Raw genomic sequence first — 26,575 nt, 5'->3', positions numbered from 1 at the left:
TTGGAGAACGGATGATGATCCCGGATCTTCACCGCCAAAGGCCGTCCGCGACGGCGATCACGCGTCGCACGGGGCGTTATCGCAAGGCGATCCGCAAAAATATCGAGCGGGGCCTGGAGCTGCCGGCCTATGGGCCGCGCCAGGTTGGCCGGCCGAATAAGATCACGCGCTACTCGATTATGTGCGTGAGCGAGTTGTGGCCTTTCCTGAACTGACGGCGACGCGCCGGACGCGGGAGTTGCGCGAGCACGGCATAGAAGGAATCCAACCATGACCAATGCGTCCGACTGGCTGGTCGATCACACGGGCATCGGCGTATCGGACATCGCCCGCTCCGCGCACTTCTACGAGATGGCCCTGAAGCCTCTCGGAGCGCATGTCGTCTCCTGCATCTCGGGCACCATGAAGCCCGCGGATCGAAACGACGTGGATCTCGCTGGTGTCGCGTTCGGCATCGACTACCCGGTGTTCTGGATCGATACGTTCCATCCGAGCGGGGTGCGACAGCATACGGCATTCCGGGCGAGCAGCCGCGAGCAGGCGGACGCCTTCCATCGCGCGGCCGTGGCCGCCGGAGGCACCGACAACGGAGTACCAGGCATCCGCTCGGGCGGATATCCTCCAGGGTACTATGCCGCTTTCGTCCATGACCCCGATGGGAACAACATCGAGGCCGTCTTCCGAGGCGATATGCGCTCAGATTGAGGAAAATGAGGGATTCCCGGCTGCCTTTTCGGCGCGAGAGGTCGTTGAGCTTCACCAGTTCGAGGACTTCGATCCGATTCCCGAACGGATCGTCGACATAGGGTCGTTTGATGCCCGGCAGATCCATACAGAGCCAAATTCGAGGCCGCGGGATTGAAGCGGACCCATTGCACGTTCTGAACGTCCGGGCTTGCTTTGCAGGGGCAAACGGCGTCTCCTCGCCGAGATGAGGCTGGATGCTTCCGCTCTCAAACCACATTCCGCCACGTGAGCGCTGTTCTTCGGGCTTGTCGACCTCGCTGAGGCCGAGAACGTTTCCGGTAGAATTCCCGTGCGTCCCGTTCACAGCCTGCGGGCATCGCCAGTTGAATGTGGTGCAATAGCGAGGCGGGACGTGTGCGTGCCTATCCATATCGTCGCCCATCAGCTGCATGATCTCTCGGCCGAGTTGGCCAGCGTTGGATCACGCGATGCCAGCTTCCCGCTTCCCCACGGACGCGGCGACGAATTCCATCATGGATCGCCGACGGCAGATCGGCGTGCAATGCCAAAGGGGAGGAATCTCGTCGATCCTTACGGGCATATCGATGAGATTAGGGTCAAGACGCGGGATTTCAGGTAAGATTGGGATTCTTCGATCGTCGTGAGACCTAACGGGGTCGTCATGGAAATTGCCGATGCTCAAGACTTCGAGCTAGCTTGGGATAAGGTCCAGGATCTCACGGGCGCGATCGAAGACAGCCCGGAAGAGAAGGAATTGGTGGAGCTCATCAACGCCATGGAAGAGTATGAGCGGGAGCACGCTTTCTGAGCCGGATGCTCAAGCTCCAGCCCCGAAACCAAGGCGATTATGCAGGCCAGGTAGGGGCGAGTTGGCGAATTATCCACTGGCGACCGAAAGCGTCGCCCTCGTCGAAAATGGACCACGTTGAGCAGTTCACGGACATCTGTCCCAGGCCGGGTTTCGGTGGCAGCTGCTGGCCGCCTTCAATCTGGGTGTCTGGCATCATGCAACTCCCTGGGCGCCCCAAATGCCGAAAGTCATGTTCCCTTTATGTTCCTTTGCCGTGACAAGTGCAACCCTGCGGGCCTCAAACCCGAGGTCGCAGATTATCGCGCGCGGGAAGCTCGTCAGGGCAGCGGAGAAAGCGTTAAGCCTCCATCCTTTCCGATTTCCAGAACGTGATTGACGATCACGTCCGATGGCTCGCCTAGCGAAGCTAGATGGGCAATTCCTTCAACCAAGAAGCGGAACGACTGATCGCGGTTGACGCTTGGTAGGATAACCAATCCGGGATGTAGATCCTGGCGCGCGACCAGCTTGCGAAAGTCGACCGCATTCTCCGTTACAATCGCTCTATCTTCGTCCAGGCAACGCGCGAGCACGACATGGTCCGGCTCGCCCAGTCGGCCCATGTCGCGCGGATGGATTGCATTATGTGCACCGTCTTCATTGAGCCGGCGAGCTAGCTGCGGCGACAAGCACTCGTCGATGAATAGCCTCACGCGGCTTTCGCCCACGGACGGCCACCTGGTCTGCCGACGATAGGATGCGTGCGGGCATAGAGCGCGGCGGTTTCTACCGCTTCCCGCGTCAGATCCGGGTTATCTTCGAGTACGTCGTCAACACTGTCTCCGCCCTCAAGACGTCCGAGCACCGAGTAAACGGTGATCCGTGTCCCACGCAGAACGGGCGTTCCGCCCATGATGTCGGGGTTGATTTCGACGAAATCCTCCCGCGCCTTACCGTAGCGCTCGGCGCGCTCGGCTAGGTCAGAGCCGACCAATGCAGACACATCGACGGTGACGGCAGGGGCGATCTCCAGCGGCTCCGTTGTCATTCGCGCCGACGAACGATTACCCAGTGCGCGCGCGAGATAGCGCTTGGTCTCGAGTGAGAGCGTCAATGGCAACCGCGCGACGATCGCTGCATATGGTACGGCATGAAGCGGCAGCATTCGACGGCGGCCGCGGGCACCAGCACGGATACCGGCAAGCACATTTTCCTCAATGGCCTTGTCCACGGCGCGGATCGGAACATTGGCCAGTTCGGCCACTTCGCGAGCAGAAAACTCGTTGGGCATGATAATTACTCCCTTGGAAGGGAATATATAGCCAGGGAACCCCCATAACAAGTCAGAACGCCGATGGCCTAGGTGGTCGTCACGTCACGGATCCTCATGATCGTCTGCCGGTTGACATCGAAGCGCTTGGCCAACGGAGCGATCTTCTGGCCGTCCTCCAGCACAGCTTGAATTTCCGCTCGCTGCGAGAAGGTTATGCGACCCTCGTCGGCCTGACCCGCAATCCCGACACCTATGCCTGCGGAATCGATATCGTCGGTCCCTCCAACCTCGAAACGCTACTGCGCACCGTGCCGCCCTATTGGGAAGCCATTCGCGTCCGATACCATCAGGCGATCGGTGACCTCGACACGGAGGAGGGGACTACGGCTCGCTCATGAGCGCTCGCCGCTCTTCCAGGCCGACAGGATCTCCAAGCCGCTGCTCATCGGGCACGGCGCCAACGACCCACGGGTGAAGCAGGCTGAATCCGATCAAATGGTCGCGGCGCTCAAGGCGAAGGGCATCCCCGTCGGCTATCTTCTCTACCCTGATGAAGGCCATGGCTTCCTGCGGCCCGAGAACAAGACCGCCTTCTACGCCGTGGCCGAGGCTTTCCTCGCACATCATCTCGGCGGCCGATCCGAGCCGATTCATCCAGGGGAACTGGAGAGCAGCTCGATGCAGATCAAGCAGGGCCTGGAGGGGCTGTCCCTGCCTACGTGAAAGTTGCGCCAACTCCGGACCTTCGGCAACCGCCAATAAGCGGACGTTAAGCGAGGCGAGCCGGCTTTGCGAGCCGCGCACTCTTCATGTCGTGGAATCACAAAACCTGCTCCTCGGCGAGCAGGCGATAATGCGCCATCTGACCTGCCGCCCAGGTCTCGAATTCTCGCGCGAAGGCGGGCGAGATGGAGATGTCCCGACCACCATGGCTGACCGTGAAGCAGCCGTGCCGCTCAGCCTCGACGAAGATATTTCCGATATGCTGGCGCGAGACACGAAAGCGCTCGGCCAGCGCGCCATAGGATAGCCGGATTGGTGGTGTCCTGCCGAGCAACGCCGCATAATGAGCTGCGAATGCCGCTGACAGCACCGGATAGCCGCAATCATGCTCCGTGAATCGGACGATGCCCGGGAAGGGGGCGAAGAGGATATCTTCGGCATGGAACCGGTCGTGCGAGCGGCCAAGCCAGTCGGAGAGAGGGTCGGCCTCGGCACGCAAGCGATCGGCGAGCGGGCGCGACGGTGGCGCCAGCCGTTCCGAGGCCTCGAGAAAGGCGAGCGGCGAACGGGCGATCTCCTGGAGCAGCCCCATCGAGGGGCGCAAATGCAGCGCCCGCCGATCGCCGCTACCCCGGGTGGCGATCACATAGCCGCCATGGCGCAATGCGCTGATGAAGCCGGCGATCTGCCTGGCGCTCGCCGGCGCGGCGCGCTGCAGGGCCGCGAGTGTTGGCGCCTCTCCGCGGCTGTGGCGCCAGCGCGCATCATTCCCAATCAATACGAAGGCCACGAGGTAACGCAGCTTCTGTGCGAACACCTTATCGGTCGGCCAGGCCACTTCTGGCGGCTGGACCATGGCGCCGCAGTAGGTTTCGAGCGCATGGGCAAAATCTGGCGACCGCATCAAGGTTGCGGCAAAGGTACAGGTTTTCCGCTCGGCAAAGCCTTGAACGGAAGAGTGGAGGACTGTCGCAACCGGCTCGGACTCAAGCACATCGCTCATGGGGAATCCCTGCAAAGTTTGGACTTCGCAGCCTCCATTGCCTGTAGCAGTAATGCGGTGCCTGCTGTGAGGGTGAGTGCGGCGACAAGGTTGATAAAGCGTCGCATTAGCAGCTCGGATCGCTCGCAGCGCAGGCTGATCTGGGAGGCTTAAGCTATGTGTGACCTATGCGCCCGGCCCATATCCGGAATGTCCCGCCGCGGCCTTTTTGCCGGCATGGCAGCCTTCAGCGCCACCGCTGCGCTCTCCCCGCGGGCCTTCGCCCAGGCTGCGCCACAGAATGCGATCACGCCGGACGAGGCGCTGAAGCGGCTGATGGATGGCAATGCGCGCTACGCGGCCAATACGTCGGGCAATCTGGATTATTCGGCCGGCCGGGCCGCGCGGGTCACGGTCCAGCACCCGATCGCTGCGATTCTAAGTTGCGCGGATTCGCGCGTTGCACCAGAGCTCGCCTTTGATCAGGGACCCGGCGATCTGTTCGTGGTTCGCCTCGCCGGCAATTTCGTCAATGACGACGGGCTGGCGAGCCTCGAATATGCGGTGAAGTTCCTCAACACACCGCTCGTCATGGTCCTTGGCCATTCGCGCTGCGGGGCCATCGATGCCGCGATCAAGGTCGCGCGGGACGGGGCGAGCCTGCCGGGCCACCTCCAGGAGATGGTTCGCGAAATCAGGCCCGCCGTCAAAGCAGCCAAGGCCGACAAGCCGGACGATGTGCTCGCTGCGGCGGTTGCAGAGAATATCCGTCGGGGCGTGCGGCGCCTCGAAACGGCCAAGCCGATCCTCGCGGATTTCGTGAGGAGCGGAAAGGTCAAGGTGGTCGGTGCCCATTACGAATTGGCGAACGGGAAAATCACTCTGCTCTGACCGCTCCGCGGGAAATTATTCCGCTCGCCCAGGCCGATCAGCCTTTACCCACGCGTCTTGTCACGAGGCGGCTCAGCCTGTCGGCAAAGGCGCTCGCATCAGCCGGGCGCCCACCGTCCAGGACGCGGGCGGCGTCGAGGAGAAGATGGGCGACCTCACCACGCAATGTCCCATCTTCCACTCCGGTCAGAGCCAGACCCTCGCATGCCGCGAGTTGACTTCGAGGATCGGTTTCGCGGCGCTGTCGATACGACCGGCGGCGCCGAGCAGGTGCTCAGCCTAATGGTTCCGGCGAGCACGACGTCGGCCACACGAAGCCGGACGAGATCGCAGCCACGTAGCTTGTTGTCGATTGCGAGATTGAACATCGCCAAGTCTCGCACGCAATGTTTGTGCTGCAGCCGTGTCCTGATCGCCCAGATGTGGCGCGGCTTCAGTGTGACGGTCACGATCGGCGCCGATCGTGACCCCTCGCGAAATGAAGATATGTCATTTAAGTCAGTGAGTTAAGGGAGGTTTCTGAGGGGTCAGACTTCGGTGCTTACTCACACACTTCGGCCAACGGAGCCCGTATATCGACGTGAAGTCACGAACTATCGCCCTCGCGTTCGTACTGGGCTAGCTCGGCGTTAGGCTCTTCGAAGAGTTCATCCGAAATGCTCGGTGTCCGCGAAACCGGCAGCAGGCCAATCGCGCGGATCTGCAAGGGGAGAAGGATGAGGGCCCACGTGCTGTTGGATTGCGGCCAGATTGTTTCAGATGTTTCGGACTTGGGGCGGCTTCAGAGCTGGGCATCACCGTCACTGCACATGTCCAACAGCAGCCATCGTGCCGTTGGCAGAAAACGATAGCTATGAACGCTGAGGTCGTGCCTCGAGCCTGGCCTAACGCAGCTTCGCGATCTTGATCCCATCGAGTTTCGCGCGGTCTTTGATGGATTCCTCGCTGCGCGTCATGGCTTTTGAGATTGCTTTGAGCGCCATGCCCTTCCCAGCAAGTAGCTTGAGCTTCTGGAGCTCCTCTGATGTCCAGGGTTGGCGGTGCCGTTCGAAACGCTCGGTCACGATATGCTCCTATTTTGACGAGACATCGGCGGCATTCCGCACTCGTAGCAGAAGTGGGCGGAGCTTGGTCAAACATTCGCGCCACGCAACCCGTTGTTTGCGCCATGAGCAGACTCTCGGCACTTGCCCACAAGCGGACTTTCATCGCGACGCGATCCGGCAGGTGCGTCACCTCCGATCGGCATACAAAGCCGAGGTGAACTCGCGGGCGAGGTTGATAAATGCCTTGAACGCGGCGGACGGGTTCTTCCGTCCAGGGTAGTAGAGGCACAGCGGTGCCACCGGCTTCATCCAGTCCTCAAGGACGCGGATCAGGCGGCCGGCCGCGATGTCCTCACGGACGTCCGATTCCATGAACAGACCCAAACCGATCCCGCGCAGGACGGCTGTCCGCGACAGGCTTGCCTCGTCGAGGGTGATAGGCCCCTTGACGTCGATTTGAACCGGCTGCCCATCTTTCTCGAAGTGCCATTTGTAGATGCCGCCATTGGGAAGCCGGATGCGGATGCAGGTGTGATTGAGCAGATCGAGCGGCGCCTGTGGTCTGCCGTTCGCTTCGAGATACGTCGGTGAAGCCACAACGACGTAGGATCGTGCCTGGCCTTCATCGTCTGCGGCGCCGGCTCGTCGGGATCGGTGGCTGCGCACCGCCTAGCCAAGAACCCGGCTTGTACCGTCTATGTCGATTTCCGTCACGCACCGCTTCGCAACACGGAGCCGTCCTTACGCTCGCTGGGGCGCCTGTTCGGAAACGAGCTGGTCGCGGACGCGTTGATCGCCTTCCGCAAGGATCAGATCGCACGTGTGACCGGCCCGATAGCAGGGCACCCGGACCTCAAGCGGCCGCTCGTCATGCTGGATCGCATCCCGGGATTTTCGGACGCCTGCTGCGTGACTTTCGGGAACGAAAATTTCGGCCTGATGGTCGAGATGGCCGGCGGTCGTAATCTCGGATCCGAACTCCTTCCGGGAACGTTCGGCACGATTAACCCCGAGACGATCATCACCCGGGAACCGGACGTCGTCATCGCGACGGGCGGAAACTGGGACATGCTGGCTCCCGGCGGCGGCTGGGTCGGTCTCGGTCCGGGAGCCGACCTGTCGGCAGCACGCAGCAGGCTTGAGGCGCTGGCGAAGCGCCCGGCCTTCGCGCATGGCAAAGCCGTCGCCGAGCGCCGCGTCTTTGCGATCTGGCACCAGTTCTACAACAGCCCTACCAGTTCGTGGCACTGCAGCGCATCGCAAGCTGGCTTCATCCGGAGCTTTTCGGCGACATCGACGCAGAGGCGACGCTGCGGGAGCTGCACGAGCGCTTTCTGCCGATCCCGTATCGGCCTGGGTCGGACCGGTCGGCGGGCGCAGCCTCCGCTAGCCGCGAAAGCTTGACCGCGAACACCTGCGCTCGATCTTGCCACGTGGCCTTGAGGCGCGGCCGGGCGCCCGGCTACCGCTTCACCAATGAGCAGGTCGAGGCCGCGAGCGGCTGGAAGGCTTGCTCGCCAGGAATTGTCGCGAGCAGCTTGTAGTAGTCCCATGGCGCCTTCGACTCCGAAGGCTTCTTGACCTCGTAGAGGTTCATGTCGTGGACCATGCGGCCATCCGGCCGGATCTTGCCGTTCTTGTAGAAGAGGTCGTTGACCGGCATCTCGCGCATCGCCTTCATCACCGCCGCCGTCTCGTCGGTCTTGGCCACCTCGACCGCCTTCAGGTAATGCACGACAGAGGAGTAGGTGCCGGTCTGCAGCATGTTCGGCATCGACTTGACCTTGTCGAAGAACTTCTTCGACCAGGCGCGCGTCTCGTCGTTGGTGCCCCAATAGGACGCTTCGGTGATCGTCAGCCCCTGGGCCTCCTGGAGGCCGAGGCCATGCACATCATGGATGAAGCCGCCCAACGTCGCCAGCTTCTGGCCGGACTGCGTCAGCCCGAACTGCGCCGCCTGCTTGATGGAGTTGATGGTATCGCTGCCGGCATTCGCGAGAGCGACGACCTTGGCGCGCGAGGATTGAGCGGTCAGCAGCGGCGAGGCGAAATCGGTGGTCCCGACCGGGACCTTGACGCTGCCCAGGACCCTGCCCTTGTTCTCGGTGACGATGCGGGTCGCCTGCTCCTGCAGGCCATGGCCGAAGGCGTAATCGGCGGTGACGAAATACCAGGTGTCGAAGCCCTGCTTGGCCAGCGCCTGGCCCGTGCTCTGCGCGATGGCGTAGGTGTCATAGGCCCAGTGCACGACATAGGGGCCGCAATTCTCGTTGGTGATGCGGGTCGAGCCTGGCGAGGACAGGGTGATGATCTTGCCCTTGTCCTTGGCGATCTCGATCACCGCCAGCGCCGGAGACGAGGAGGCGACGTCGAGGATCGCATCCACCTTGCCCTCGTCGAACCATTTGCGTGCGATCGAGGCGGCGATGTCGGGCTTGTTCTGATGGTCGGCATAGACCAGCTCGACCGACCTTCCGAGCACCTTGCCGCCGACCTCGTCGATCGCCATCTGGGCGGCGGTCACCGCGCCGATGCCGGTAATATCGGCATAAACACCGGACATGTCCTCGATCACGCCGATGCGGATCACATCGTCCGAGATGGCTGGCGCCTGCGCGGAGGCCGCCGTCGAGACGGCCGTCAGCGCGGTTGCGGCAAGCAAGCCGAGCGTGCGGTTGTTGAAGCCCTTCATCGTTCCTCCGGATATTTTTATTGGTTGATCGCGTTCGATCCCGGCGGTCATTCTCCGGCCGGGCGCGCGCCGCACTCAACGTCCGTCGCCGACATTCCGGAGCTGCAGATATGTGGCTTTCTGACAGCCGGCAGCGCCTCAGCGCTTGGCGCGCGTGGCGAAGGCGGCCAGTCCGCGTCGCGCATCCTCGCTGATGAAGGTGCGCTGGCCGAGTTTCGCCTCTGCCGCGAAAGCCTCCCGATAAGGCAGGTCCTGCAGCGTGAGCGCAGCCTGCTTGATCGTCTGGACCGCGCTCGGGCTGAGCGCAGCCATGCGCTCGGCCAGTTCCCTGGCGGCAGGCTCCACCTCGGCTGCCGGCAGAACGCGATTGACCACGCCCTTCGCCAGCATCTCGGAACTGGAGAAGCGCTGCGCCGTGAGCAGGATCTCCATGGCATGGGCATGCCCGATCTGGCGGATGAGGCGCACCAGCGTTCCACCCGCCGGCACGAAGCCGTGGACGGCCTCCGGGAGCTGGAAGACGGCATCCTCGGCCGCGATGCGGATATCCGTCGCCAGCATGATCTCGAAGCCGCCACCGATGCACAGGCCGCGAATGGCGCAGACGATCGGCTTGTAGAGCGGCACATTCTTGAGATGGGCGGGGTCCCATTCGCTGATGTCGAACCGATCGCTCGCGAGCGCGGGAATGGATTCAGTCAGATCCGCGCCGACGCAGAAGGCGCGCTCCCCCTCCCCGGCGAGCACGATGGAGCGGATGGCATCGTCCGCGGCGGCTTCGATGAATGCCTTGCCGAGATCCTGATACATCGCCAGCGAAAGGGCGTTCAGCTTTTCGGGACGGGCGATGCGGATGGTCGCGACCGCGCCGTCGCGCCTGAAATCGATGGCCATTCTAGATCGCTCCACCGTCGACGAGCCGCTGGATCGCGGGGTCGTCGAGCCCGAGCAGCTCCGCCAGGAGCGAGCGCGTATGCTCGCCCGGCGCGGGCGCCTTGCCGAGCGGAATCTCGCCGGTCGCGGAGAGCTTGATCGGCGAACCGAACATGCGGACGCTCTCGCCGGCGACCGGTATCTCGACGATCATCTTGCGGGCCGCGATATGCGGGTCTTCGACGACCTCCGGAACGGTCCGGATCGCGCTGAGCGGCACCCTGTCTCCAGCCATCGCCTCCAGCTCGGCCTTGCCATAGGCACTGAACCAGCCCTCCAGCAGGGGGCGCACGACACGCTCGGCGATCTCGGGATCGAAGCGCTTCTCCATGGTGTCGATCGCAGGATCGTCAGCGCGTTCGGGCTCGCCGAACATCTCGCAGGTCAGGCGCCAGAACTTGTCGGTGTAGCCGCCGAAGAAGACATAGCCGTCCTTGCAGGCGAACTGGCCATAGGGCCGCACGAAGGGGTGCTCGTTGCCCAGCGGCGAGGCGACCTCGCCCTTGGTGGTGTAGCGCACGACGGCGTTCTCGGTCAGCGTCAGGATCGAATCCTGCTGCGAGACGTCGACGACCTGCCCTTCACCGGTGCGCTCGGCGGAGCGCAGGGCGGCCAGCGTCCCGATCGTCGCATAGAGCGAGGCTGCGAGATCGCCGATGATGGTGCCGACGCGCACGGGCGGGCGGTCCGGATAGCCGTTCATCGACCACAATCCGCCGACCGCCTGCCCCGTATTGTCGAAGGCAGGGCGGGAGGAGTTCGGGCCGGTGCGGCCGAAGCCGCTGATCGCGGTGTAGACCAGCCGGGGATTGTGGCGCTTCAATTCGTCATAGCCCAGGCCGAGCTTCTCCATCGTGCCCGGCCGGAAATTCTCGACCAGAACATCGGCCTTGCCGACGAGCTGCTTCAGCAGCGCCTTGCCTTCGGCCGTCTTGAGGTTGATCGAGATACCGCGCTTGTTGCGATTGAACTGGGAGAAGAAGGCGCTTTCTACCCCATCGCCCTCGCACCCAACGAAGGGCGGGAAGCCCCGCGCATAGTCGGGATCATCGGGATGCTCGACCTTGATGACGTTCGCACCGAGATCAGCGAGCAGCATCGCGCAGAATGGGCCGGCAACGACACGCGTGATGTCCAGCACGGTGACGCCCGCCAGCGGCCTTGCAGCCATGCCCGAATCGTCTCCTCGCGATGCCCCGCCCGCCATCTCGTTTCCTTTTCCGTTTTCAGGCGGCAGCTTGAGCTGCCTGCGCCCGCGCGACCCGCGATCCCGTGCGTCGGCCGAGATGCTGGGACACAAATTCGCCGGCAGCGATCAGTGCCGCAAGATCGATGCCCGTCGACAGACCCATGCCGTGAAGCATGTAGACGACATCCTCGGTCGCGACATTGCCCGTGGCGCCGGCAGCGAAGGGGCAGCCGCCCAGCCCGGAGACGGAGGCATCGAAACTGGTGATGCCCGCTTCCAGCCCGGCATAGATGTTCGCCAGCGCCTGGCCGCGCGTATCGTGGAAATGCAGGGCGACACGGCCGGCGCCGATCTCGGACGCGACAGCGGCGGCGACGGCGCGGGCCTGGCGCGGGGTCGCTACGCCGATCGTGTCGGCGACGGAGACTTCATAGCAGCCCATCTCCGCCAGCTGGGCCGAGAGCCGCGTCACCGCCGACACCGGAACCGCCCCTTCATAGGGGCAGCCGAAGGCGCAGGAGACGTAGCCACGCACCGGAAGCGTTCCATCCAGACGCTCGAAGATCGGCCGGAAGCGCTCCAGACTCTCCGCGACCGAGCAGTTGATATTCCGCCGGGAGAAGGCCTCGCTCGCCGACGCAAAGACGGCGACTTCATCGGCACCGGCCGCGAGTGCTGCTTCAAGCCCCTGCAGGTTCGGCACGAGCGCGATGAAACGTCCGCCTCCGGGGCGCCGCGCACCCGCCATGACGGCCGCCGTATCCGCCATCTGCGGCACATGGCGCGGCGACACGAAGCTGCCGACCTCGATCGAGACGAGGCCCGCTGCGGCGAGCCGGTCGACCAGTTCGGCACGAACGGAAGCCGGCAGTATCCGGGCCTCGGCCTGCAAGCCGTCGCGCGGCCCAACCTCGACGATCCGAATATCCGCTGTCATGCCGTTCCACCGTGGCTTCTCGTCACTCTTGCCTCAGCGCCAGGAAACGCGAAATGGATACTTCATACGATCTGATGCGCAGATTATGTATCATTACGACATAACGACTGCGCGCTGCCTGCGATAACTGCTGGGCGTGGCGCGATCGCGTTCAACAGGAGTCCGCGCATGATTCAGGAGGCGGAAGGACTGACGCAACCGCTATCCGAGGCGGAGACCATCGCCGGTTTCTACGCCCGCATGCTCGCACTGCTCGACCAGAGCGCAAACCCCTCGGCTTTCGAGCAGCTCGTCCTTGAAGCGCGCGCCCTCGAGCCGGGCCTGCGCGGCCGGGTCGAGGCCGACATGGCTCTGGCCATCCGGTTGCGCGAGAATGTCGAGCACAAGCTCAAGCGCGAGCACGAGCTCATCGCGCTCAACGAAACGGCGCGCGATCTCTCGGCGATGCGCGACACCGACCAGGTGCTGCAGGCGATCATCCGCCGCGCGCGCCAGCTTGTCGGCAGCGACCTCGCCTATCTCTCGGCCGCGCCCGATGACCGCAGCCCCCTGCATGTCAGGGCCACCGAAGGCGTGACCTCCGAAGCTTTCGCAAAGATCGTCGTGCCACGCGATGTCGGCATCTGCGGCAGTGTCGTCCGCACGCGCAAACCCTGCCAATCGAGCCAGTACCGGGCTGATCGGCAGTTCCACCACGATCCGGTCATCGACTCCGCCATCCATGCCGAGGGCGTCGTCTCCATACTCGGCATCCCGCTCGAACTCGAGACGCATATCATCGGCGTTCTGTTCGTGGCCGATCGCTACGAGCGCTCTTACAACCCGCAGGAGATTTCGATCCTGCAGTCGCTCGGCACCTTCGCCGCTCTCGCCATCGAGAACGCCCGCCTGCTCGAAGAGGGGCAGCGCGCCCTGAGCATGGCCCGCGACGCCAACGTGGCCCTGCGGACCAAGGCCGACGACATCGAAAGCGCCGCCGTCGCGCATGAACGCCTCACCGAACTTATCGCCCGCGGCGGCTCGCTCGACGACTTGCGCCAGCGCGTCGCATCCCTGCTGGGTGGCGAGGCGACGATTCTCGATGAGCGCCAGATCGCCATCGCCGGCACGCTGCCGGACGACCTGCGCGAGAACGGCATCGCCTCGGCCATCCGCGAGAGCGTCCGCCTCGGCCGATCCGTGCAGTTCGAAGTCGCGCCGGCCAGGGTCGTGACAGTCGCCGCGGTCACGAGCGGCGCCGTCCGTCTCGGCGCCGTCGTCCTGATCCGCACCAGGCCGATGTCCTCCCCCGAGATCCGCACGCTGGAGCGGGCCGCACTGGTCACGGCGATCGTGCTGCTGTCGATGGAACGCGTCACCGAGACGGCCTATCGCAACGTCGCCGACATCATCTCCGCGCTGCTGCGGGGCACATCGGACCCGTTTGGTTCGGAGGCCTCGCAGGCCCTGCCTGCTGGCGTGACGCTGTCCTGGCCGGTGACGATGCTGCTCATCTCCTGCAAGGAGGGTTTCGCCGCCCATCTCCCACAGGCCCTGCGCGCGACCGTCTCGGGCCGCCAGACGATCGGTGCCGCCTTCAACGGCGACCTCGCCGTGGCGACAGCCGCCCAGGACTGGACGGAGCTGGCCCGCCGGATCGCCACCGCCCTCCAGGATGCCGGCCGCCACGACTTCAACATCGTCGCCTCCCAGCCGGTTTCGGACATCGCGACGGCAACGGCGGAATATCAGCGCCTGCGCCGCAGCCTCGCCCTGCTGCGGAGCCTCGGGCAGAGCGGCCGGATCGTCCCCGAAAAGGCGCTGTCCCTCTATGGCCTGCTTTTCGACGGCCAGGGCGAGGACGCCGCGCGCCAGTTCATCCATCACACCGTCGGCCCATTGCTGGAACACGACAGGCGCCGCAAGGCCCAGCTGGTGCCGACGCTGCTGACCTTCTTCGAATCCGGCCGCAGCCTGCAACGGGCAGCCGACATGCTGGAGATCCACGTCAACACCATGCGCCAGCGCCTGGACGCGATCAGCGGGATCTGCCCCGATTGGTCCGAGCCAAGCCGCAGCCTTGAGCTGCACATGGCGCTGCGCCTGCACAGGCTCAGCGAAACCCTGCCCGCCTGAGACAATGGAGGAGACATACCGTCGCTGGCCTCCTCGGTATGGATCGCAACCATTGTCGCCCGCCAAAGGGGCTCGTTAAACGCTGGTACTCGTACAAGAACGGAGCCTAGCGCCGATGCCCGTCAACAGCCGCCTCCCCGGCTTCTACAAGCTGTCTCCGCGTGACCGCCTGGCGGAGGTGACGCGCGCCTCCGGCCTCACCGAGGCTGACCTCGCCTGCCTCGTCCCCTCCGATCCGGACATGCTCGCGACCGCGGACCGCATGATCGAGAACGTGGTGGGAACGCTGTCCATCCCGGTCGGCATCGCCGCGAACTTCACCATCGGCGGGCGCGACTACCTGATCCCCATGGCGACGGAGGAGCCCTCGGTCGTCGCCGCGGCCAGCAACATGGCCTCGGTCGCACGCCTGCATGGCGGCTTCCACGTCTCGACCGACCTGCCGATCATGGTCTCGCAGGTGCAGGTCGTCGGCGTCCCCGACCCGCGCGGCGCCCGCATGCGCCTCTATGAGGCGGAGGCCGAAATTCTCGCCTTGGCCAATGAGCAGGACCCGCTGCTGGTCAAGCTCGGCGGCGGCGCGCGCGGCATCGAGGTTCGCATCGTCGAGGCCGACGGCGCGACCTATGTGGTCCTGCATCTCCAGGTCGACGTGCGCGACGCGATGGGCGCTAACGCCGTCAACACCATGGCCGAGGCGCTGGCACCGCGCATCGCGGAGATCGCGGGCGGACGCGTGCGGCTGCGCATCCTCACGAACAAGGCCGACCGGCGCCTTGCGCGGGTACGCGCCGTCTTCGACCGCGACGCCCTCGGCGGCGCCGATGTCGTCGCCGGCATCGTCGACGCCTATCGCTTCGCCGCCGCCGACCCCTATCGCGCCGCGACCCACAACAAGGGCATCATGAACGGCATCACCGCCGTGGTGCTGGCGACGGGCAACGACACCCGCGCGGTCGAGGCGGGCGCGCATTGCCATGCTGCCGCCAGCGGCCGCTACAGCTCGCTCTCCCATTACGAGGTCAATGCGGACGGCCACCTCGTCGGCACGCTCGAAGTGCCCATGGCGGTGGGTCTCATCGGCGGCGCGACCAAGACCCATCCGGCGGCTCGGGCCGGCGTCAAGCTGCTCGGCGTCACCTCGGCGCAAGAACTGGCGCAGGTCATCGTCGCGGTCGGACTGGCGCAGAATGTCGGCGCCCTGCGCGCACTGGCCGCCGAGGGCATCCAGAAAGGCCACATGTCGCTGCATGCCCGTAACGTCGCGGCGGCAGCCGGCGCCATCGGCGACGAGATCGAGGCGGTCGTCGCCCGGCTCAAGACCGGCGGGCATGTCCGCCTCGACCGCGCGGAGATCATCCTGGCCGAGTTGAGGGCGGCAACCCCGTAAGCGCCCGGCGCGCTGACCAGCGTGCCGGCACCGTCATGTGATGCTTCCGGAGAGGAGACGAAAAGGATGCTGTCGACGAGCGCGCAAATCCGGCAGGTCTCCGCGTCTTGCACCATCGGCCGTGCGCGGCCGTGCAGCTTCGACGATTGGCACGGCTCGCAGGACCCGGTCGTTGCGCATGAGGCCCATTACCCGGCGAGCGCGCAGGGCAAGCTGCACAGCCACGCCCGCGCGCAACTGGTCTGCGCGACGACATCCGCCCTGGACGTCATAGCCGGAGATTGCCGCTGGACGGTTCCCCCAGGACGCGCGGCCTGGCTGCCCGGCGGCGTCGTCCACAGCGTCGCCGGCCCGCCGGAGAACACCATCTTTCGTTCGCTCTACGTCCGGCCCGATCTCGCGGCCAGGCTGGATGGCAAGGCGGCAGTCGTCAGCGCATCCCCGTTTCTGCAGGATCTGCTGCAGCGCCTTTTCGACATCCATGCCGGTCATCGCGATCCGGCGCTTTACCCGCATCTCGCCGCGCTCGCGCTCGACGAGATCGCGCGCGCGGAGCGTCACGGCGAGATCGCCTCGCCCCGCCTGTCTTCGCCGCGAGACCGCCGCGCAAAGCTGATCTGCGAGGCGCTGCTGGACCAGCCGGCCGATCGACGAACATTGGAGGAATGGGGCAAGATCGCAGGCGCCAGCGCGCGCACGCTGGAGCGACTGTTCCGCGACGAAACCGGCATGAGCTTCAACGACTGGAGACAGACCTGCCGCATCGCCGCCGCCATCCCGAAGCTCAGGCAGGGGTGTCCGGTCAAGCAGGTCGCCTGGTCCRTGGGCTATGACAGCCCCAGCGCTTTCGCTGCGACCTTCCGGCGCGTCGTCGGCACCAACCCGGCGGGCACGCATCGCGGGCATTAGACGCGCGCGCTTCGCTCAGCAGGCGATCACCATGTCGCTGTCCGGCACGGCCTGGCAGAGCAGAACCTGCCCTTCCGCAAGCACCGGCGCCTCGCCTGCCGGATAGTCCGCCGAACCGCTGACGAGCTTCTGCACGCAGGACTGGCAGTCCCCGACGCGGCAGGAGTAATCGACCTTGATCTGATGGCTGAGCGCGAGATCGAGCAGGGAGCCGCATGCAGGCCGCCAGACCAACTCCTTGCCCGACTTCGCGAAGGTGATCCTGCGCTCGGCCCGGCCGGCCAGCTTCTCTGCCAGGCCTTCGCCGGTCGGGCCGAAGGCTTCGAAGCGTACGCGCTCGGGATCCGCGCCGCGCGCGATCAGTCCGTCGCGCAAACCGCTCATGAACGTGTCGGGCCCGCAGATGTAGAAATCCGCCTCGGCAGCCGGAACGAGCCGATCGAGCACCCCGGCATCCAGACGTCCGCGATGGTCGCAAGGCTCGCCCTCACCGGCCTGCGAGTAGGCGTAGAACAACCGCACCCGCCCGCCCGAACGCTCCGCCAGATCCCGTACCTCGTCGACGAACAGGGCATGGCTTGCGTCGCGGGCCGCATGGACAAACCAGATGTCGCAGTCGATGCAGTCCGTCGCGAGCGTCGCCAGCATCGGCAGCAGCGGCGTGATGCCGACGCCGGCACTGACGAGAACGACGGGCCGCAGCGATGCCCCATCGAGCACGAAGCGCCCCGAGGGTACGCCGACATGGACCTCGTCGCCCTCGGCAAGGCCATGCAGCAGGCCCGACAGCCCGTCCTCGCTGACCTTGCGCACGGAAATCCGGATCGCCCTGTGGCCCGGTCGGCCCGAGACCGAGTAGTTCCTGCGCCGCTGGGGCTGGTTTTCATCCTTCGGCGAAGCGACAGTGACATATTGCCCGGCCCGGATATCGCCGATCGCGGCCGCGTCGAGCGGCTCCAGCACGAAGGACCGGATCTGGGGATTCTCCTGCCGCAGCGATGTGATCGCGAAGCGACGCAGGCCTGTCCAGGGCGCCACTTTCGGCTCGGCCCAGATCTGAGACCGCGTCAACGCCGCAGAGCAGTGGAAGAAGATCTCGTCAGGTGCGATGTCGACCGCCAGTCGCGCGCCCGCCTCGCCATCGCCGGAGCGGAACGGGCCGTTCATCCTCAGTGCCTCGCAGCGCCCCGGAACGGCCGCCAGCAACGCGCATTCGCCCGAACCGCCGAGGCCTGCACGCTCGGCCGCCATGCGCAGCCGAAAACGTTGACGGTTGGCGGTGATGTCGAGCGCCAACGCGCCATCGCCGTGGAGATCCAGATCGATGCCGCCATCAGGCCTATCGGTGGCGAGCACGATGAAACTCGCCTCATCGATGAAGGCGAGTCCGCCCGATCCGATCGAATCATAGACCTTGGTCCGCACCACTTCGCTCGGCGTGCCGTAGATCTCGCGCATGCCGGCGGCGGCGAGCCGCGCCTCCTCCACCCCCGGCCGCTGGATCGACTCGCGGCCGGATTCGCGGTGCATCGCCTTGTCGGAATGGTAGTAGCCCATCATGTCCAGCGGCGCCTTGCGCTGGCTGGGATCGAGCCAGAATCCCGAGCGGTCGAAGGCCCGGCTCTCGACGAAATCCATCGCGTGCGGCGTCAGCGCGATCACGGTCATCGGCCGGTTCTGGTCGGCGGGAAAGCGGGCGATATCTTCGGGCCTCGTGGAAACCTCCGCATGCGCCTGGATCTTCAGGAAGCGGCTGGAGCCTCGACTGAGCAGGGCGACGACGACGTCCGGATTGCCGAGCAGATTGGCGATCGTGTCGAGGCGGCGATTGCCCATGTAGTCGGGCAGGAGCAGGCGGCCCTCACCGTCCGGCCAAAGCACGGAAGGCTGCCCGCCTCGCGGCGAGACGTCGAGAGCGCCTTCCGGGCTGCGCGACGCGATGAAGAGCAACGTGGCGCTCTCGATGAAATCCCGGACGGCGGCATCCATGGACCGGCTTCGGCCTCCTTGCTTGCGGTGCGCATCCTAGTCCGCCGCTGGAAGCGGTCAGGCACTTTGTCGAGCGGGAACCCGACAGAGGCCGCCGCGAACCCGACACGCGCCTTCCAAATCGCCGCCCCCTCGCTAAGCCATTCCGAAAGCCCGCAAGCTGCCGGCGACGTCAAAAACGGGGAAGGCACACCATGAAGCGACGCGAGTTCAACAAGATGCTGCTCGGCGCTGGCGCGGGTCTCGGCCTGTCCAGCTCGGGCCTGTTCCGGGACGGCGTCGCCTACGCCCAGGGCAAGTCCGGCGGGCTGACCGCGATCATCAATCCCGAGCCGCCGGTGCTGACCCTACCGCTCAACCAGCAGATCCCGGTCGGGACGATCGGCGGCAAGATCTATGAGAGCCTGCTCGACTACGATTTCGAACTGAAGCCGCGCCCGCAACTGGCCGAGCGCTGGGAGATCTCCGAGGACGGCCTGACATACACCTTCCATCTGGCAAAGAACGCCAAATGGCATGACGGCAAGCCCTTCACCTCCGCGGACGTGGTGTTCTCCTGCAACGTCATGCTGAAGGAGGTACACCCCCGTGCGCGCGGCGTCTTCGAGCGTTGCGAGAGCATCACCGCGCCCGACGACCATACGGTCGTGTTCAAGTTGAAGGCACCTTTCGGCCCCTTCCTGCTCGCCTTCGAGACCAACTCGGCCCCGATCGCGCCGAAGCACATCTACGAGGGCACGGACTACCGCAAGAACCCCGCCAACGACACGCCGATCGGCACCGGCCCCTTCAAGCTCAAGGAGTGGCGCCGCGGCAGCCATATCCACCTGGTCGCCAACCCGGATTACTATCGCAAGGGCGAGCCCGTCCTGACGGAGATCTTCTACCGCGTGATCCCGGACGGCGCCTCCCGCTCCGTCGCCATGGAAAGCGGCCAGGCCCAGCTCTCGCAATTCGCCGATATCGAGCCCTTCGACGTGCCGCGCCTCGCCGCGATGCCGCAGTTGAAGCTCACCACCAAGGGCTATGAATTCTTCAGCCCCGTGCTCTGGTACGAACTGAACCTGCGCCGCAAGCCCTTCGACGACCTGCGCTTCCGCAAGGCGGTGCGCCATCTGCTCGATCCGAACTTCATCGTGCAGCGGATCAATTTCGGGCTCGGCCGCCCCGCCACGGGGCCCATCGCCTCGACCACGAAGTTCTATGATCCCAACGTCACGAGCTACAAGACCGATGTGGCGGCGGCGACGAAGCTGCTCGACGAGATGGGCCTCAAGCCGGATGCCAACGGCGTGCGCGCCCGCATCCGCTTCCTCGTCGTGCCCTTCGGCGAGTTCTGGACAAGGCTTGGCGAGTACTTCCGTCAGGCGATGAAGGCAGGCGGGATCGAGGTCACGCTCGACACCACCGATGCGGGCGGCTTCGCCGAGAAGGTCTCGAACTGGGACTACGAGACCACCTCGAACATGCTCTACCAGAACGGCGATCCCGCGCTGGGCGTCGCCCGCAGCTATATCAGCTCGAACATCCGCAAGGGCGTGATGTTCACCAACACCCAGGGTTACTCGAACAAGGAGATCGACGACCTGTTCGACCGCGCCGCGGTGCTGACCTCGGATAAGGAGCGTGCCGAGCTCTACAGCAAGGTGCAGAAGATCCTGGCCGACGATCTGCCGGTGCTGTGGATGACCGAACAGCAGTTCCCGACCATCCATGACGCGCGGCTGCAGAACCTGATCGACAGCGCGATCGGCGTGAACGGAACCTTCGGGCGGGCGCGCTGGGCTTGAGATGAGCTTGCGCAGCGTCCTCTCCCGACTGGCCGGGATCATCGTCACGATCTTCGTCATCGCGACGATCAACTTCGTTCTCGTGCGGGCGGCGCCGGGTGATCCGGCGGCCGTGATCGCCGGCCAGTCGGGCGCCACCGACGAAGTCTTCCTGCGCCAGGTGCGGGCCGAATACGGGTTGGACAAGCCCTACATCGCCCAGCTCGGCGCCTATCTCGGCAAAGTGGCGTCGCTGGATCTAGGCTATTCGTATCGCCTGCGGCGGCCGGTGCAGGAGCTTATCGGCGAAAGGCTGGGGCCGACGCTGCTGCTGACGCTTTCTGCCTTCCTGCTCTCGCTCGGCGGCGGCGTCATCCTCGGCGCGCTCGCCGGCATCCGGCACGGCAAATGGTCCGACCTCGCCATCTCGCTGCTGGCGCTCGTGCTCTACGCCACGCCGGTGTTCTGGCTCGGGTTGATGCTGGTGCTGCTGTTCTCGATCCAGCTCGAATGGCTGCCGGCCTTCGGCTATGTCGACATGCGCGCGGGGGAGCTGAGCCGGGTGGGCAATGCGCTCGACGTGGCGAAGCATCTGCTGCTGCCGGCCATTACGCTCGGCGCCATCTACATGGCGATCTATGCCCGGCTGATGCGCGCCTCCGTCATCGAGGTCGCCGCCGAGGACTATATCAAGACCGCCCGCGCCAAGAGGCTGAAGGAAGGCGCGGTCCTACGCGGCCACATGCTGCGCAACGCCTCGCTGCCGGTCATCACCTTCGCCGGTATCCAGGTCGGCGCCATGATCGGCGGCGCCGTGGTGGTGGAGACCGTGTTCTCCTGGCCCGGGCTCGGGCGGCTGACCTTCGACGCCGTCACCAGCCGCGACTACCCGGTCCTGCTCGGCCTGTTCCTGGTGATGTCAGTGCTGGTGATCTTCGTGAACCTGCTGACCGACCTGATCCATCGGCTGGTCGACCCCCGCCTCGCAGTCAGATGAGACGATGAACGACAGCCTCAAGACCTTTCTGCGCCATCCCGCCGGCCTGCTCGGGCTGGCTATTCTCGCCATCGTCATTCTGGCAGCGGCGCTAGCGCCGCTCGTCTATCCGGCATCGCCATGGGACATGGCGGGCGCGCCGCTGCGCCCGCCGGGAACCGACGGCGCCGTGCTTGGTACGGATACGATGGGGCGCGACATCGCGGCGGGCATCATGCACGGCGCCCGCGTCTCGCTGATGATCGGCATCGTCTCGACGCTCGCCGCATTGCTGCTCGGCGTAACGCTCGGCGCCATCGCCGGCGTCGCCGGCGAGACCGTCGACCATCTGATCGTGCGCTTCATCGAGATCTTCCAGACCATCCCCAATTTCGTGCTGGCGATCCTGCTGGTCGCCATTCTCACCCCGTCGATCGGCACCATCATCCTTGCCATCGGGCTGGTGAGCTGGCCGCCGCTGGCCCGCCTCACCCGCATCCAGGTGAAGAGCATCGCGGCGCGCGAGTTCGTCCAGGCGGCGCGTTGCCAGGGCCAGAGCGCCGTTTCCGTGCTGCTTCGCCACATCATCCCCAACGCCATCTCGCCGATCATCGTCACCGGCTCAATGGCGGTGGCGTCGGCGATCCTGATCGAGGCGGCATTGAGCTTCATGGGGCTGGGCGACCCCAACTACATGTCCTGGGGCTACATGATCGGCGCCGGCCGCACCGTCATCCGCCAGGCGTGGTGGGCAAGCCTGTTTCCGGGCCTGGCGATCCTGCTGACCGCCGTCGCCATCAACCTGATCGGAGAAGCCCTGAACGACGCCCTCAACCCGCGGATCGCGCGCTCATGACGCTGCTCTCGGTCGAGAACCTCTCCATCGCCCTGCCGGCCGGAGGCGATCGCACCCATGCGGTCTCGAACGTCTCCTTCGACATATCCGGAAACGAGATCGTCTGCCTGGTCGGCGAATCCGGCTCCGGCAAGTCGATGATCGCCCATGCCATCCTGGGCCTGCTGCCGCCGGGCATCGGGATCGACGGCGGCGCGCTGATGTTCGAGGGCAGCGACCTCGCCGGGTTGCCGCCTACGCAGAAGCGCGCGGTGCGTGGCGACCGCATCGCGATGATCTTCCAGGAGCCGCTGACGGCGCTCAACCCGCTGAAGCGCGTCGGCGAGCAGGTCGCCGAAGCCATCCGCACCCACCGACCCTCCCTCGCGGAGGCAGCGGTGACCGCCAAGGTCGAGGAGCTGTTTGCTCAGGTGGGCCTGCCCGATCCGCCGCGCCTGATGAAGGCCTATCCCTTCCAGCTCTCGGGCGGGCAGCGCCAGCGCGTGATGATCGCCATGGCGCTCTCCAACAACCCGAAGCTCCTGATCGCGGACGAACCCACCACTGCGCTCGACGTCACGACGCAGCGCCAGATCCTCGACCTGATCAAGGATCTGCAGAAGACCCACGACATGGGCGTGCTGTTCATCACCCATGATATCGGCGTCGTCGCGGATATCGCCGACAAGGTCGTCGTGCTCCAGCACGGCAAGATCGTCGAGGCCGGCAGCGCCGATGCCGTGCTGCTCAATCCGACGCAGGACTATACGCGGATGCTGCGCGACGCGGTCCCCGGCCGCGGGGCCTTCCGCAAGGCGGCCGAACCGGCACCGCCCATCCTCGAGATCCGCGATCTCCAGAAGCGCTTCGTCACACGGCAGGGGCTGTTCGCGAAACCGCGCGAGGTGGTCGCGGCACGCGACGTCAATTGCCGCCTGGCGGCGGGAGACACGCTTGCGGTCGTGGGCGAAAGCGGCTCCGGCAAATCCACCCTGGCGCGCATCCTGCTCAGGCTGATCGAGGCGGATTCCGGCGAGATCCTCTGGCACGGGACCTCCGTCCGCGCCATGAACGGCGCCGCGCTGCGAAATTTCCGGCGCAAGGCCCAGATCATCTTCCAGGACCCCTATTCCTCGCTCGATCCCCGCCTCAAGATCGGCGAGAGCATCTGTCGCGGTCCCATGGCCTTCGGCGCCAGCCGTACCGAGGCAGAGCGGCTGGCCGGAGAGTGGCTGGACCGCGTGGGCCTCAGCCGCAAGGCATTGGACCGCTTCCCGCATGAGTTCTCCGGCGGGCAGCGCCAGCGCATCTGCATCGCACGGGCGCTCGCCCTCCAGCCCGAGATCCTGATCGCCGACGAGGCGGTCTCGGCGCTCGATGTCTCGATCCAGGCGCAGGTCCTCGACCTGTTGAACGGGCTGAAGGCCGAGATGAAGCTGGCGATGGTCTTCATCACCCACGACCTGCGCGTCGCCCGCGAGATCGCCGACCGGGTCCTGGTGATGCGGCAGGGCCAGGTCGAGGAGGACCGCCCGACGGAGGAGCTCTTCGAGCACCCGCATAGCGACTATACGAAGCGGCTCCTCGAAGCCGTGCCGGGACGGGCCTTCTTCGCCGCCCGCGCCGCGCAGGAGGCGCTGGCGTGATCCTCGCGAGAGGCCCACAGAGATTCGTCGGATACGAGCGACAAGGTGAGAGACCGTGAGCAGCGAACTTTGGCAATGGACGGCCGCCGAGCTGGCGGCGGCGATTTCGGCGGGGCGGATCAGCTCGGTCGAGGCGACGCAGAGCGCCCTGGCGCGGCTCGAACAGGCTAACCCCGCGATCAATGCCGTCGTCGACGCCTTGCCGGAGGCTGCGCTTGCCGAAGCACGGGCCGCCGACGAGGCGCTGCGTCGCGATGGTCCGGCCGGCCCGCTCCATGGCGTGCCCGTCACGATCAAGGTCAATGTCGATTACAAGGGCCGCGCCACGACCAACGGCGTCGTCGCCAACAAGGACCACAAGGCGGAACAGGATTCCTCCACGGTTTCCGCGCTGCGGGCCGGCGCCACGCCGATCATCGGCCGCACCAACACGCCGTGCTATTCGATGCGCGCCTTCACCAGCAACGACCTGCATGGCGCGACGCTCAACCCACATGACCGTGCGGTGACCTGCGGCGGGTCGTCGGGCGGCGCCGGGGCCGCTGCGGCCGCCGGCATCGGCGCGATCGCCCATGGCAACGATATCGGCGGCTCCGTCCGGCATCCCGCCTATTGCTGCGGCGTCTACGGTCTGCGACCGACGGCGGGGCTCATTCCCGGCACCAGCCTGTCCATGCCCGAGCGCAAGATCGTCTCGCAGTTGATGGCGGTGCAGGGCGCGCTCGCCCGCTCGATCGAGGATATCCGGCTGGCCATGCAGGTGCTCAGCCGGCGCGACCCCAACGACATCTGGCAGATCCCGGCCGGCGACATCTTCGGCCCGCTCACCCACAGGCCCCGCAAGGTCGCAGTCGTCGCGGAGACGCAGGAGAGCCCGGTCGATCCCGAGGTGACGGCCGCCATCCGCCAGGCGGCCGCCATTCTGGCCGATGCAGGTTACGAGGTGGCCGAGGTCGAGGCGCCTTCCTTCCGCGAGCTGGTGGAGCATTGGCGCCTCATCCTGGGCAACGAGATGCGCGGGGGGCTCGGTCAGCTCATGGAAGCCCATGGCGACTGGAAGATGAAGAGGATGCTGGAGATCCAGCTCGAAGGCGTGCCGGTCGTCGATACGCGCGACGGCCTGCTGGAGGGGCTGGCGCAGCGCGCCCGGCTCGCCCGCAAATGGCAGCTCTTCATGGAGGACTGGCCGCTGGTCCTCACCGCCGTGAGCTGGGTGAAGCCGATGGAGGACGATCTCGACGTCTCCGGCAAGATGGACACCGACTGGTTCTACGCCGTCACCGCGCCCTATATGGGCACGCCGACGATCGGTTTGCCTGGACTATCCGTGCCGGTCGGCACCGTGCCGGGCAAGCCCATGGGCGTGCAACTGCTCGCTCCACGCTTCGGCGATCAGCTTCTGTTGGAGGCTGGCGCTGTGCTGGAGCGCGGTATTGGGCGGATCGCGCCGATCGATCCGGCAAGGGATTGAGCGATACCCTTGACCGGCCTCGGCCAGCAGACGGGATCGAAAGTTGATCTGCTCCGAGGCGGACGTCTCAAGGGGCCGCTTAGGGCCAGTAACGGGCTCTAGCCGCCGCCATAGCGACATTGACTCGAAGCGCGCTTGTCTTGCGCGCTCACCCCTGTTAAACGTTTTTCTGTAAAACGTTTAACAGGCTTTCCGATGGACAATGGCCGCGTCACGATCCGGGATGTCGCCGCCCGCGCAGGCGTCTCGATCGCGACCGTCTCGAACGTCTTCAGCGGCAACAAGCCGGTGAATGCCGACTTGCGCGCGCGCGTGCTCAAGGCCGCCGACGAGCTGGCCTATCAGGTCGACCGCGCCGCATCGCAACTGCGCTCGGGCCAGGCCCGCGTCGTCGGCGTCCTCGTGCCCGATCTCGACGACGTCTTCTTCACCTCCCTGGTCTCGCAGCTCGAAGTGCTCGCGCAGAAGGACGGCTACGATATCCTCGTCGCCAGTTCCCGCGACGATCTCGGGCTGGAGCAGTCGCGGCTGCGCACCTTGCTGGCCTGGCGCCCGTCCGGGCTGATCGCCGTGCCCTGTTCCGATGCGGTTCCGGACGCCTTGCGCAACAAGATCGGGCGGTTGCCGATCGTGTTCGCCGACCGCGTGCCGCCCGAGGGCTCGCTCGTCGATACCGTCGCGATCGACAACCGCGAGGCCGGCGAGATCGCTGCCCGGCACCTCCTCGCCAAGGGTCATCGCGACATCCTCGTCGCGGCCTCCAGCCTCGCCATCTCGCCGATCCGCGAGCGCGTCCGCGGCGCCTGCGAATTGATCCGCAGCACACTCGGCCGCGAGCCGACCGTGATCGAACTCGGCTCCAATGCCGATCGCGGCGCCGCAGCCTTTCTGCACTGGCTCGAACGCCACCCGCAGCCGAGCGCGGTGATCGCGCTCACCAACGTCACGACGCTGAGTACGCTTTCGGCGCTGGCCCGAATGCGCATGGACATTCCTGACCCGGTCTCGGTCGTCGGCTTCGACGATTATCCCTGGATGAGCGCCCGCAAGACTGGTGTCACCGCGATCCGTCAGCCGATTGCCGAAATCGCGGAAGCCGCCTGGAACCGCTTGCGCGCCCGCATGGCCGGCGACATGGCGCCGCCGACGCATTCCGTGCTGCAGACCAGCCTGCAGGCCCGCGATTCCGTGAGGGATCTGGCCGCCACCGCTGAACGCGGCGGCAGCCGCGATCCCGATCCGCTTCCAAATCCGGAGAGGCCGAGCGGCACCGCCAAGGCGGTGCACTGACGAAGACCGACGACGGGCGCC

Annotated in this window: 24 protein-coding genes and 3 pseudogenes; 16 read left to right on the top strand and 11 right to left on the bottom strand. The window is 65.6% G+C overall.

The window, feature by feature from the left end; all coding sequences use genetic code 11:
* Positions 1–11: 11 nt before the first annotated feature.
* From AB4Z10_RS12940 to AB4Z10_RS12930, 3 genes and pseudogenes are all read left to right on the top strand, one after another.
* Positions 12–262 (top strand): annotated as a pseudogene (locus tag AB4Z10_RS12940) (IS21 family transposase); the annotation flags it as partial.
* Positions 263–270: 8 nt separating this feature from the next.
* Entirely contained in the window at positions 271–705 is a 435-nt protein-coding gene (locus tag AB4Z10_RS12935; RefSeq protein ID WP_441470797.1) for a VOC family protein, read from the top strand.
* A gap of 664 nt (positions 706–1,369) precedes the next feature.
* Positions 1,370–1,516 (top strand): hypothetical protein, encoded by a 147-nt coding sequence (locus tag AB4Z10_RS12930; protein WP_441470796.1) that lies wholly within the window; start codon positions 1,370–1,372, stop codon positions 1,514–1,516.
* Between the two features lie 320 nt (positions 1,517–1,836).
* Here AB4Z10_RS12930 and AB4Z10_RS12925 read toward each other — a convergent pair whose 3' ends face one another.
* Both AB4Z10_RS12925 and AB4Z10_RS12920 read right to left on the bottom strand, forming a co-directional pair.
* Complete coding sequence (locus tag AB4Z10_RS12925) at positions 1,837–2,226, bottom strand: DUF5615 family PIN-like protein (protein WP_441470795.1); 390 nt, start codon at positions 2,224–2,226, stop codon at positions 1,837–1,839.
* Positions 2,208–2,789: a DUF433 domain-containing protein gene (locus tag AB4Z10_RS12920; RefSeq protein ID WP_441470794.1), complete on the bottom strand. Its 582-nt coding sequence runs from the start codon at positions 2,787–2,789 to the stop codon at positions 2,208–2,210. Before AB4Z10_RS12920 ends, AB4Z10_RS12925 begins: the two co-directional genes overlap by 19 nt.
* A 167-nt stretch (positions 2,790–2,956) precedes the next feature.
* On the opposite strand from AB4Z10_RS12920, the gene AB4Z10_RS12915 reads away from it, so the two are divergent.
* Positions 2,957–3,169 carry an alpha/beta hydrolase family protein gene (locus AB4Z10_RS12915; RefSeq protein WP_441470793.1) on the top strand — a complete coding sequence of 71 codons (213 nt, stop codon included), beginning with the start codon at positions 2,957–2,959 and terminating at the stop codon, positions 3,167–3,169.
* Entirely contained in the window at positions 3,129–3,494 is a 366-nt protein-coding gene (locus AB4Z10_RS12910; RefSeq protein WP_441470792.1) for an alpha/beta hydrolase family protein, read from the top strand. Before AB4Z10_RS12915 ends, AB4Z10_RS12910 begins: the two co-directional genes overlap by 41 nt.
* A gap of 97 nt (positions 3,495–3,591) precedes the next feature.
* Here AB4Z10_RS12910 and AB4Z10_RS12905 read toward each other — a convergent pair whose 3' ends face one another.
* Positions 3,592–4,398 (bottom strand): MarR family transcriptional regulator, encoded by an 807-nt coding sequence (locus tag AB4Z10_RS12905; protein WP_441470791.1) that lies wholly within the window; start codon positions 4,396–4,398, stop codon positions 3,592–3,594.
* Positions 4,399–4,653: 255 nt separating this feature from the next.
* Between AB4Z10_RS12905 and AB4Z10_RS12900 the strand changes: the two genes are divergently transcribed.
* Positions 4,654–5,367, top strand: coding sequence for a carbonic anhydrase (locus tag AB4Z10_RS12900; protein ID WP_441470790.1), 714 nt, complete (start codon positions 4,654–4,656; stop codon positions 5,365–5,367).
* Between the two features lie 275 nt (positions 5,368–5,642).
* On the opposite strand, the pseudogene AB4Z10_RS12895 reads toward AB4Z10_RS12900, so the two are convergent.
* From AB4Z10_RS12895 to AB4Z10_RS12885, 3 genes and pseudogenes are all read right to left on the bottom strand, one after another.
* Positions 5,643–5,855 (bottom strand): annotated as a pseudogene (locus tag AB4Z10_RS12895) (hypothetical protein); the annotation flags it as partial.
* Positions 5,856–6,251: 396 nt separating this feature from the next.
* The gene (locus AB4Z10_RS12890; RefSeq protein ID WP_133565138.1) at positions 6,252–6,431 is read right to left on the bottom strand and encodes a hypothetical protein; all 180 of its coding nucleotides are present in this window, start codon (positions 6,429–6,431) and stop codon (positions 6,252–6,254) included.
* 168 nt (positions 6,432–6,599) lie between these two features.
* Positions 6,600–7,013, bottom strand: a pseudogene (locus AB4Z10_RS12885) (LysR substrate-binding domain-containing protein); the annotation flags it as partial.
* A gap of 54 nt (positions 7,014–7,067) precedes the next feature.
* Between AB4Z10_RS12885 and AB4Z10_RS12880 the strand changes: the two are divergent.
* The gene (locus AB4Z10_RS12880; protein ID WP_441470789.1) at positions 7,068–7,817 is read left to right on the top strand and encodes an ABC transporter substrate-binding protein; all 750 of its coding nucleotides are present in this window, start codon (positions 7,068–7,070) and stop codon (positions 7,815–7,817) included.
* A gap of 58 nt (positions 7,818–7,875) precedes the next feature.
* Here AB4Z10_RS12880 and AB4Z10_RS12875 read toward each other — a convergent pair whose 3' ends face one another.
* From AB4Z10_RS12875 to AB4Z10_RS12860, 4 genes are all read right to left on the bottom strand, one after another.
* Positions 7,876–9,105 carry an ABC transporter substrate-binding protein gene (locus tag AB4Z10_RS12875; protein WP_441470788.1) on the bottom strand — a complete coding sequence of 410 codons (1,230 nt, stop codon included), beginning with the start codon at positions 9,103–9,105 and terminating at the stop codon, positions 7,876–7,878.
* 138 nt (positions 9,106–9,243) lie between these two features.
* Positions 9,244–9,999 carry an enoyl-CoA hydratase/isomerase family protein gene (locus AB4Z10_RS12870; protein WP_441470787.1) on the bottom strand — a complete coding sequence of 252 codons (756 nt, stop codon included), beginning with the start codon at positions 9,997–9,999 and terminating at the stop codon, positions 9,244–9,246.
* Position 10,000: 1 nt separating this feature from the next.
* Complete coding sequence (locus tag AB4Z10_RS12865; protein ID WP_441470786.1) at positions 10,001–11,209, bottom strand: CaiB/BaiF CoA transferase family protein; 1,209 nt, start codon at positions 11,207–11,209, stop codon at positions 10,001–10,003.
* 55 nt (positions 11,210–11,264) lie between these two features.
* The gene (locus AB4Z10_RS12860) at positions 11,265–12,164 is read right to left on the bottom strand and encodes a hydroxymethylglutaryl-CoA lyase (protein ID WP_441470785.1); all 900 of its coding nucleotides are present in this window, start codon (positions 12,162–12,164) and stop codon (positions 11,265–11,267) included.
* A gap of 168 nt (positions 12,165–12,332) precedes the next feature.
* On the opposite strand from AB4Z10_RS12860, the gene AB4Z10_RS12855 reads away from it, so the two are divergent.
* From AB4Z10_RS12855 to AB4Z10_RS12845, 3 genes are all read left to right on the top strand, one after another.
* Positions 12,333–14,279 carry a helix-turn-helix domain-containing protein gene (locus tag AB4Z10_RS12855; protein WP_441470784.1) on the top strand — a complete coding sequence of 649 codons (1,947 nt, stop codon included), beginning with the start codon at positions 12,333–12,335 and terminating at the stop codon, positions 14,277–14,279.
* 115 nt (positions 14,280–14,394) lie between these two features.
* Entirely contained in the window at positions 14,395–15,669 is a 1,275-nt protein-coding gene (locus AB4Z10_RS12850; RefSeq protein WP_441470783.1) for a hydroxymethylglutaryl-CoA reductase, degradative, read from the top strand.
* Between the two features lie 66 nt (positions 15,670–15,735).
* The gene (locus tag AB4Z10_RS12845; RefSeq protein ID WP_441470782.1) at positions 15,736–16,578 is read left to right on the top strand and encodes an AraC family transcriptional regulator; all 843 of its coding nucleotides are present in this window, start codon (positions 15,736–15,738) and stop codon (positions 16,576–16,578) included.
* Between the two features lie 15 nt (positions 16,579–16,593).
* On the opposite strand, the gene AB4Z10_RS12840 is transcribed toward AB4Z10_RS12845, so the two are convergent.
* The gene (locus AB4Z10_RS12840) at positions 16,594–18,567 is read right to left on the bottom strand and encodes a pyridoxamine 5'-phosphate oxidase family protein (protein ID WP_441470781.1); all 1,974 of its coding nucleotides are present in this window, start codon (positions 18,565–18,567) and stop codon (positions 16,594–16,596) included.
* 194 nt (positions 18,568–18,761) lie between these two features.
* Between AB4Z10_RS12840 and AB4Z10_RS12835 the strand changes: the two genes are divergently transcribed.
* The 6 genes from AB4Z10_RS12835 to AB4Z10_RS12810 all read left to right on the top strand — a co-directional run bounded on the left by AB4Z10_RS12835 (position 18,762) and on the right by AB4Z10_RS12810 (position 26,554).
* Positions 18,762–20,357 carry an ABC transporter substrate-binding protein gene (locus AB4Z10_RS12835; protein ID WP_441470780.1) on the top strand — a complete coding sequence of 532 codons (1,596 nt, stop codon included), beginning with the start codon at positions 18,762–18,764 and terminating at the stop codon, positions 20,355–20,357.
* Position 20,358: 1 nt separating this feature from the next.
* Positions 20,359–21,333 carry an ABC transporter permease gene (locus AB4Z10_RS12830; protein ID WP_441470779.1) on the top strand — a complete coding sequence of 325 codons (975 nt, stop codon included), beginning with the start codon at positions 20,359–20,361 and terminating at the stop codon, positions 21,331–21,333.
* 4 nt (positions 21,334–21,337) lie between these two features.
* Positions 21,338–22,168: an ABC transporter permease gene (locus AB4Z10_RS12825; RefSeq protein WP_441470778.1), complete on the top strand. Its 831-nt coding sequence runs from the start codon at positions 21,338–21,340 to the stop codon at positions 22,166–22,168.
* Positions 22,165–23,793 carry an ABC transporter ATP-binding protein gene (locus AB4Z10_RS12820; protein ID WP_441470777.1) on the top strand — a complete coding sequence of 543 codons (1,629 nt, stop codon included), beginning with the start codon at positions 22,165–22,167 and terminating at the stop codon, positions 23,791–23,793. Before AB4Z10_RS12825 ends, AB4Z10_RS12820 begins: the two co-directional genes overlap by 4 nt.
* A gap of 55 nt (positions 23,794–23,848) precedes the next feature.
* Entirely contained in the window at positions 23,849–25,264 is a 1,416-nt protein-coding gene (locus AB4Z10_RS12815; RefSeq protein ID WP_441470776.1) for an amidase, read from the top strand.
* A gap of 195 nt (positions 25,265–25,459) precedes the next feature.
* Entirely contained in the window at positions 25,460–26,554 is a 1,095-nt protein-coding gene (locus tag AB4Z10_RS12810) for a LacI family DNA-binding transcriptional regulator (RefSeq protein ID WP_441470775.1), read from the top strand.
* Positions 26,555–26,575 lie beyond the last annotated feature (21 nt).

Source organism: Allobosea sp. RAF48 (assembly GCF_052114025.1).
Lineage (GTDB): Bacteria > Pseudomonadota > Alphaproteobacteria > Rhizobiales > Beijerinckiaceae > Allobosea.
This window is presented reverse-complemented; position numbering and strand designations above follow the sequence as displayed.